This window comes from Chryseobacterium angstadtii (assembly GCF_001045465.1).
GTDB lineage: Bacteria > Bacteroidota > Bacteroidia > Flavobacteriales > Weeksellaceae > Chryseobacterium > Chryseobacterium angstadtii.
In genome coordinates this window covers 1-9,792 of sequence record NZ_LFND01000011.1, presented here as the reverse complement: position 1 = coordinate 9,792, position 9,792 = coordinate 1, and the positions used below count along the sequence as shown (strand labels likewise).

Here is a 9,792-nt window from a genome sequence, read left to right as displayed (position 1 = left end):
ACCTGGCTGTCGATTTCACCTAACTCAATACGGTGACCACGGATTTTAACCTGGTGATCGATTCTTCCCAAGTATTCGATATTACCGTCCGGCAACCACCTTCCCAGGTCTCCTGTGCGGTACATTTTAGTGCCTTCTGCAAAAGGATTGTCTACAAATTTTTCGGCAGTAAGGTCTGCTCTGTTTAAATAGCCTCGGGCTAAACCGGAACCTGCAATATACAGCTCGCCGCTTACTCCGATGGGAACTAAATTTTTATTGGAATCTAAAATGTAAATCTCTGTGTTGGCAATAGGTTTACCGATATTATTGGTGTTATTGCCCTTATTCACAATAGAAGTTACCGTTGTTTCCGTAGGCCCGAATGAGTTAATAAGCAGGAAAGCTCCGGCCTTTAATTTATGATACAGATTCAACGGCAGACTTTCTCCTCCTGAATTCAGTATTCTCACCGTATCGGCTTGGGTAATATCTATACTCTGCAATAATGAAGGAGTAAGATGTACATAAGAAACATGATGATCCGAAAGCTTTTGAAGAAATGCTTTTTCATCAAGCAATAGTTTATCTTTTATTAAGAGAAGGCTGTTTCCATTTAAAAGAGCAAGAAATATCTGCTCTACAGAAGCATCAAATACGTAATTGGCTGACTGAAGAAGAACATCATTCTCATTTAATCCATAACGGCTGTACAAATCTGAAATTAAATTGACAACGCCTTTATGCTCTATCATCACTCCTTTTGGATTTCCTGTAGTTCCTGAGGTATAAATGATGTAGGCCAGATCATCAGATTTTACGACAGCCTCTGGATTTTGTACTGAATACTGATTCTCTGATGTTTTAAATTCTGATAAGAAAGCCTCATCAATATTCACTTTAGCCTGAGTATCTGCCAGAATATAATCTGTTCTTTCCTGAGGATAATCGGGAGATATTGGTACGTATGCCGCCCCTGATTTTAAGATCCCAAGAATGGAAATAATCATATTCTTACCACGGGGCTGCTGAATGCCGATTAAATCACCCGGCTGGATATCATACCGCGCTCTAAGGAAGTGGGCAAGCCTGTTAGCCTGTTCGTTTAATTCTTTGTAAGTAAGTTTTGTTCCTTCATCAATCAAAGCTGTATGATCCGGAGTTGTATCTGTCTGCTTCTCGAATAAACTTACAATGGTTTCCGTTTCAGGATAAGCTGTTTCGGTAGCATTAAAGCTTTCCAGTAGCAGTTCTTTTTCTTGTGATCCTAAATAATCTATTCCGGATAAAGCTTCATCGGGAGAATGCACCAAAGCATCCAGTAAATTTTTAAAATGGCCGATGAATGAAGAGATCATCTCTTTTTCATAAATATCGGTATTGAATGCCGTAACCAATGTTAAAAATGAGCCCCGGTTTATCACCTCGAAATTAAGGTCAAATGCTCTGTGTCTTGATCCGAACTCTTCTATTTCATCACTAAACATTAAACGGTCTTCAGCACCTTCTTTAATATAGTCCTGAAACACTACTGTAATATCGAATAATGGATTTCGGCCTGTATTATTAGTTAACTGCAAATCTTCCACCAGCATTTCGAAAGGATAATCCTGATGGGAAAATGCCTGGGTAAAAGATTCTTTAGTCTTTCTGAATACCTCAGAAAATGTATCTTCTTCAGGGTTGATTACATTATTCAGGGCTATGGTGTTAACAAAAAGTCCCAGCATTTCATTAACATCAGGATGGTTTCTTCCCGACGTAAATGTTCCCAGCGTAATATCTCTTTCTGAAGTATATTTATTCAATAATATATTGATCACACTTAATACCCCTACATACAGTGTTCCCTGATTAAGCTTTGAAAAAGCATCCAGCTTTTGGGTAAGTGCCTTTGAAATGTCTGTCTTTAAAGTAAAACTGTTAAACGTTGTTACATGAGGCCTGGATAAAGAGGACGGTAAATCTAATACAGGGATCTTTTTCGATAACAGATTCAGCCAGTAATTTCTGGAATTATTATAACTTCCGTTTTCAATATTAGACTGCTTCCAATACGTGTAGTCCAGGTACTGTAATGCCGGAGCTTCCGGGTTTTCCGAATTGGATAAGGCATTATAATAATCAAAGATTTTCTGTTTCAGCAGAACAGACGATACTCCATCCGTAATAATATGATGGAAAATAAAGTACAGTACCGTTTTGTCTTTTAGTTCAAAAATAACACATCTCAGCAAAGGCCCTTTACTCAGATCAAAAGCAAAGGAATTTAAATGACCAATCTTTTCTTCGATTAATTTTTCACCCTCTTTTTCTTCTTTATAATTAATAATATCTATATCAAAAGTATGCCCGTCCTGATCCTGAATAACCTGTCTCACTTCTCCCTCATTGCTGAGCCTGAATACTGTTCTGAAAATTTCATGATCATGAACCAGCTGTACAACGGCGGATCTTAAAATATCTGTATCATATTCCACCGGAGTCTCTACGGGATATTGAAGATGATAGGCTTTAGATCTTTCTTCCGTAATGCTTTGCAGCCATAATCTCTTTTGGGCATCTGAAACAGGATGATCATTGCTGGTGGAAGTGTTTTTTGTAATTCTGTTAGAGCTATGCTTTAAAATGTAAGAGATGATTTCCTGTTTATACACCTTAATTTGATTGATAAGATCTTCCTCCACATCGTCTTTGGTATCAATAACAAGGTTATCATTTTTTACAGATAAATGAATATTTCTAATTTTTAGTTCTTCTAATAATTGTAACATATAAAAAATTGTATAGGAAATTTGAATTTATATTATAATCGTTTTGCGGTCCTCGTTGCTGCTCGGAGCGGCTTCTGTGTTTGAGACATAGAGTATCATATCTATGTGAAGCGCGAGTCCTTTGATGGTAGGCGAAGTGTAGAGATCCTGAGGGGTCAGCTTCAGGTCGAATTTTTTATTGATATTCTTCAGAATTGTCATTGCCTTCAATGAATCTCCTCCAAGTTCAAAAAAATTGTCTGCCGTTCCTACTTTTTTAGGTTCAAAGAATGTATTAAAGGTTTCGCACAGCACTATTTCGGTATGTGAAGCCGGTTCTACATATTCTTTGGTATTGGCAGGAAGTGAAGAGGCTGTTTCTGCTCTGCTGTTGGTTGTTTTAGAATGATACTGAAGGTAATTATTAGGGTTCCTTACAGAGGTAATAACCTGTTGGCTATCCAACTGAGAAAATAATGTAGCTTCAAGTGTTTTAATAAGCTGGCTGCTATTAATCCCACTTTCGCTGAACCCGTCCAGATTGATACATTTCCAGTTTTTAAGTTCTGGTTTTCCTGTAATAAAATAATCCATATAAGAATTAGAAACAGAATACGCTCCGAAAGTCTGTCCGCCCAATATGGATGACAGACTGGAAGTTACCCAGACAAATCCCGGATTTCTGCTGACAAAAGTTTGATACAAATTCCGGATTCCTTCTATTTTAGATGAAAACTGTTCTTTTAAAACTTCTATATCAAGATTTTCAACCAGTGCCAATGATTCCGGAGACGGATTTCCGGCAAGATTTAATACTCCGTCTATTTTACCATACTTTTCTTCAATACGCTGTACAGCTGTGTTAAAAGATTCCAGATCAGAAATATCCGAAGGGTAATAAGATACTTTATTTCCTAATTTACTTTTAATGTCTTCATCAAGATCTTTAACATCCTTTCTTCCCATGATGATCACCTTTGCATTCTGATCATAGAAATATTGAGTCAATACCTTCCCTATTTTCCCTGCACCACCTATGATTAAAATCACTTTAGAATCGAAATCGATCCGCTGTTCGCTATCCGGTGAAATTCTTTCATAAAACGGGACATATCTTTTCCCGTCTTTATAAGCTACAACGGGATTGGAAAAATTGTACTCTATTTCATCCATTACCTCATGAGCCGATGCTTGAGAAGAAACATCTAAAAGTGAACTGTAAATATTTTCATTTTCCTGCGCACAGACATACAATTGGTTAAATGATGACAGCAAAGCCGTATTTTTTATTGCATGGGAATCCATATCATTGAATGTTCCCAAAACCGTAATTTTTGAATGAGTGGCTCCTTCATTTGAAATAAGGAACTTACTCACTGTATTAAACAGGCTAAAAAGTGAGAGCATTGATTCAAAATCATCATGATGAATATCCCAATTGAAAATGATCTGGCTATAATGATTCTCATCTTTTTCAATTTGACTCAAAAATATTTTCACCTTTTCGACATCAATACTTTGATCTTCATTTAAAAAGCTGCTTTTTTTAGCTTCAGCAAAATGATATTTTCTATTTTTTATTTCCTGAATGATGTTCTCTGAAAGAATTCCGGCATCAGAAAAAATAAGGTACGCCTCCTCTGTCTGTTCTTTTTCTTTACGAAGCTCACTTTCTTTCCATTTTCTTTGATATAAAAAGTCCGGAGAAGAAGGCTGATCACCTATTACAAATCTTTTAAAAGGATTGACATGAAAATCCAGTTTGTTTTTTTCAAAGGCGTAAGTAGGAACAGGAGTTTTCTGTCCTTCTTTATTTTCGTAATATTTTGCCCAGTCTATTTCTATTCCTAGCTGCCACAATTCACCCAAAGCTTCATGAAAAGCCTTTTGTTCCGAACTTTCACCTGCTTTTTTTACTACCTGAATAACTGTATTATTTCTATATGATTTGCTTCTTTTAACGGAATTTGATAAAGTAGGAACTCCTATTTCAATGAATATTTTATCTTTTCCCTCATTCATCGCGCTTTCAATTCCTTCTTCAAAAAGAACCGTGTTAAGCATCTGTTCTTTCCAATATTTAGGGGAAACCGCTTCGCTTTCCGAAATCAGCTTTCCGGTAAGATTTGAAATATAAGGGATCTGAGGTTTTGATAAATTGATTCCGGAGAACAAATTCCCGAATTCTTCTGCTACATCTTCCATCAGGTAGGAATGAAAAGCATGGGATGTTTTCAGAATGGCACAACTGATATTCTTTTCATTTAAAAAAGTAAAGAATTCATCAATATCTTTTTCTTTTCCGGATAGTACCGTGATTTTATCTGAATTGACGGCTGCTACCGAAATAGTATCCGGTACCCAATCTTTTATATTCTGATAAGATGTATTGACCGCCATCATTTTTCCGAATGGGGCCTTATTCATTAATAAAGCTCTTTCTGCAACAAGCAATACTCCTTCCTCAAAAGAAAATACTCCTGAAATACAGGCTGCAACATATTCGCCCAAACTATGCCCGATCATCAGAGAGGGTTGTATTCCCAAATCAATAAGCCATTGTGCCAGGGCGTATTCAATTACAAATAATAAAGGCTGTGTGTATTGGGTCTGATTCATCAATTCAGGATCCGCCGAACTGTTATTATAGCCCAATATCTGAGCGTAATCTATATTGAATCTTTTATTTAAAATACGAAAACCTTCATCAACATATTTTCTAAATCCTTCTTCCTGATGATACAGCTGCTCACCCATCTTAAAATACTGTGAGCCCTGTCCCGGGAAAACAAAAACAACTTCCTGTGAAGATTCTGCTTTCCTGTGGTGCCCTTTTTTGTGATCCAGCCCATTCAGCAATTCTTCCCTGCTATTAAAAACAATAAAGTTTCTGTATTCAAAGCCAGCTCTTCCCGTATTTAGTGAGTACGATATGTCTGAAAGTGAAGTATCATTATTTTCCTGTAAAAAATTTTTTAGTTTGGTAAAATATCGATCTAATGCTTCAGGATTTTTTGCAGAATAGGTCAGGATATGATGATCCGCCATACTCTTTTCCCTTACCACATACTGCTCCGCCTGATAATCTTCCAAAATAGCGTGTGCATTGGTACCTCCTATCCCAAGACTGCTTACGCCTGCAATACGCGGGAGATTATTTTTAGACTCCCAAGGCATTACCTGAGTATTAACAAAGAAAGGTCCTTTATCAAAGCTTACCTCTGAATTGGCTTTTTTATAATGCAGTGAAGGAGGCACCACCCCATTTTTCAGGGCCAGCGCTGTTTTTATAATTCCTGCTATGCCGGCTGCATTTCCAAGATGTCCTAAGTTGGATTTTACCGCACCTATCGCACATTCAAAGGAGTTATCATAATTAAATGCTTTGTTGAGAGCCTCAATTTCAATTGGATCTCCCAATTTTGTCCCTGTCCCGTGGGTTTCAATATAAGAAAAATCATTAGCTGAAATCTTGGCAAAACTGTGAGCATGTTTGATGCATTCGGACTGGCCTGATACGCTTGGAGCTGTATAGCCTACTTTCCTGTTTCCATCGTTGTTTACAGCTGTAGCTCTTATGACTGCATAAATATGGTCGTTATCATTAATGGCATCTTCCAATCGTTTCAACAAGATAACGCCGCCACCTTCAGTGCCGACAGTTCCTGAGGAATCGTTATCAAATGCTCTGCAGTGCCCGTCTTTGGAAGAAATCATGCCTTCTTCGTAGAAATACCCTTTTTCTTCTGAGGTTTTAAGGCCTATACCTCCTGCTACTGCCATTGAACATTCTCTCAACAGCAAGGCTCTGCATGCGGTGTGTATAGCAACAAGAGAACTTGAACAGGCAGTATCAATAAAAAGACTTGGCCCTTTTAAATTAAGATTATAGGAAATCAGAGAACTGCAAAAGTTTTTATTATTGATTTGTGATAAATAAAAAGGATCAATGGTTTCTTTTTTATTGACTGTTGTATGGGCAATCCAGTTAAAATTATCATGAGCAGTAAGATATACTCCTACTTTTTCCTGAATCTTTAAGGGATTATAAGAGGAGTCTTCAAATACTTCCCAAACCAACTGATGCAAAATTCTTGTTTGCGGATCCATACTGTTGGCTTCATCCTTTGTGTATCCAAAAAAGGAATAATCAAAAGCGTCAGAACCGTCAATAAATGTTTTTACTTTTATATATCTTGGGTTTTCAAGAGTTTTGGCTTCAATACCTTCTTCCAAAAGCTCCTGATCCGTGTAGAATTTAATCAGTTCTTTTCCGTTAACAAGGTTTTCCCAAAACATCCCTGCATTATCACTATCCTGAAATAAACAGGAAGTACCAATTATTGCGATGTCTCTTTTTAAGGATTCTCTTTTCATAATAATATTAATTAAAGTCATCAATAAAGCTGTCTATATGATCAGACAGGTCTTTATCTTCATGAGTATTAGTTTCAGCGACAGGCTTGTTTCTATTTTGTATGAACTTTGACAACTCCGATATGGTTGGATAAGAAAAGAATTTGGCGATCTCTATTTCCAAACCGGCGTCTTTACGGAGTAACTGGGAGAATCTTATCAGGGATAAAGAATTCAGCCCCATATCGAAGAAGTTGTCATGAATACTCACTTCTTTACTGTCATAGTTCAATAATCGAGATAAACAATCCATTAATAAGTGTTCTATCTCTGTTTCCGGTGCTGCGTATTCGTTTCTGATCAGATCCTGTGAACTGACTTCAGGCAGGCTTTTTCTGTCAATCTTCCCGTTACTGGTCAATGGAATGTTTTCAAGTTCCACATAAAAGCCCGGAAGCATATACTGAGGTAATTTATTCTTTAAATATCCCGATAAATCTTGCTTATCTATAGCTTCATCTGCCGTATAGTATACCACCAGAATCTTATCTCCATGATATTCTTTTACTTCCGTCACCGTATTCCTGATAGATTTACTGTAGGATAAAACCTGGCTGTCTATTTCACCAAGCTCTATCCTGTGCCCACGGATCTTAACCTGGTCGTCAATTCTTCCCAGATATTCAATGGTTCCGTCCGGTAACCATCTGGCCAAATCTCCTGTACGGTACATTTTTGTTCCTTCCACAAAAGGATTATCTACAAATTTTTCAGCAGTAAGATCTTCTCTGTTTAAATAACCCTGTGCTAAACCTGATCCGGTAACATACAGCTCACCGCTTACTCCTACCGGTACCAAATGTTCGTATTCATTCAGGATATAAACTCCGGTATTGGCAATAGGTTTTCCGATAGATGCTGCAGATAGATCTGTTTTTTGGGCAATACATCCTACTGTTGTCTCTGTTGGGCCATACTCATCATAAATCTCAATATCTTTATGAATAGAATGAATAATCTGAATATGCTCCTGATACAGCTTCTCGCCTCCTAAAATAATCTTACGGATACCTGTATCATGAATGTCTGCATTCTTTAACAATGAAACATGGGAAGGGGTTAGTTTTAAAATATCGATATCCTTATTTTCAAAAGCTTTAACAAGAACCGATACCATATCTTCTTCACTTTCATCCAGCCATAGCGATCCTCCTCTGGTTAAAGAACAAAATACCGCTGTAACCGAAAGGTCGAAGGAAATGGAAGTGAACAGTCCCCAGTTTCCGCGATCTTCATCATTAAAATAATACTGATTACTCCAGCCTATATAATTCATCAGATTGGAATGACTGATGCATACTCCTTTAGGGTTACCAGTGGTACCTGAAGTATAAATTACATATGCCAGATTTGAAGGATCTACTTCCACAACAGGATTTTCTGTTGAATAATTATTCCTCTGGCTACTAAATTCCGACCAGAATTTTTCATCAACAAAAACTTTAGACTGAGTGTCTTTTAAAATATATTGGGTTCTTTCCTGAGGATGAGTCATATCAATCGGAACATAAGCTCCTCCCGATTTTAATATCCCAAGAATAGAAACTATCATCTTCTCATTGCGCGGAAGCTGAATAGCAATTAAATCATTCGCCGTAACAGCATATTTTTCTCTTAAATAATGAGCCAGCTGATTGGACTCTGCATTCAATTCTTCATACGTAAGCTTTACATTACCGGATTGTAATGCGGTATGATTTGGAGAATGATGTACCTGCTTTTCGAATAAGTTCAGGATGGTTTCTGAAGGATACAATACTTCTGTAGCATTAAAACCTTTCAGTACTAATTCTTTTTCTTCTGCTCCTAAATAATTGATTTCTGAAACCTGTGTATCGGGAGAAGCCCTGAAGCTGTTCATTATATTATGGAAATGCAGCAACAGAGAAGCTACCGATGAAGTATCATATACCGATGAATTATACCTGAACTCAATGTGTAAAGAGTCTGTATCAGGAATTACAACAATATTGAAATTATAGTTGGTATGCTCAAAAGCCTGTGTATTTTCGTAAATGATATCTGTAAGCGTTTCCTGATCTTCCTTCTTCACATAATTCTCAAAAATTACGATATTATTAATCAGTTTTTTGCCTAATGAAGATAAAGACTGTATCTCTGCCAGGCTGCTAAAGTGCTTCCCTGTGCTTTGAATAGAATCCTGATGAAGCTTATTCAACAGACTTCTCGGCGTCTCGTCTCTCTCCACACTTACCCGTACAGGAATGGTATTGATAAACAAGCCCACCATGTTTTCAACGCCTTCAAGATCAGCAGGTCTTCCGGATACTACAGCACCGAAGACTACTTCTTCCGATCTGTTGTAGGAGCTCAGCAAATAAGACCAGACAGCCTGAACGTAGGTATTCAGGGTGATGCCTAAATACTGGCAGAAGGTATCGATCTCCTGAAAACCACTCTGATCAATCACAAGGGTTTCTGCAAGATAATGGGAAGTTTTGCCCTGATCCTGTTTCTCAAAAGGGATCAACGTTGGAGTGTTGATGCCTTGTAAGTAATTCTTCCAGTATTCCAATGCTGCTTCCTGATCTACTTCTTCTAACCATTTGATGTAGGACGCGTATTTCTGAGGTTCTGGTAAATTCAATGAGAGTCCCTGCTGAAGGGAGTTCAGAATAGCGGA

At 37.4% G+C, this 9,792-nt stretch carries 3 protein-coding genes; all 3 read right to left on the bottom strand.

The features are described 5' to 3' along the window. Positions 1-2,753 (bottom strand): non-ribosomal peptide synthetase (locus ACM46_RS22735; protein ID WP_048508971.1); only part of this gene is annotated, 2,753 nt, incomplete at its 3' end. A 27-nt stretch (positions 2,754-2,780) separates the two neighbouring features. After that, positions 2,781-7,109 carry a type I polyketide synthase gene (locus ACM46_RS22730; RefSeq protein WP_173426516.1) on the bottom strand — a complete coding sequence of 1,443 codons (4,329 nt, stop codon included), beginning with the start codon at positions 7,107-7,109 and terminating at the stop codon, positions 2,781-2,783. Between the two features lie 7 nt (positions 7,110-7,116). Beyond that, positions 7,117-9,792, bottom strand: a 2,676-nt coding sequence (locus ACM46_RS22725) for a non-ribosomal peptide synthetase (RefSeq protein ID WP_048508969.1), incomplete at its 5' end; no start/stop codon positions are given.

Coding starts and splice junctions, on each gene's coding strand:
- ACM46_RS22730 (WP_173426516.1), bottom strand. CDS start 7,109: ATGAAAAGAGAATCCTTAAAAAGAGACATCGCAATAATTGGTACTTCC.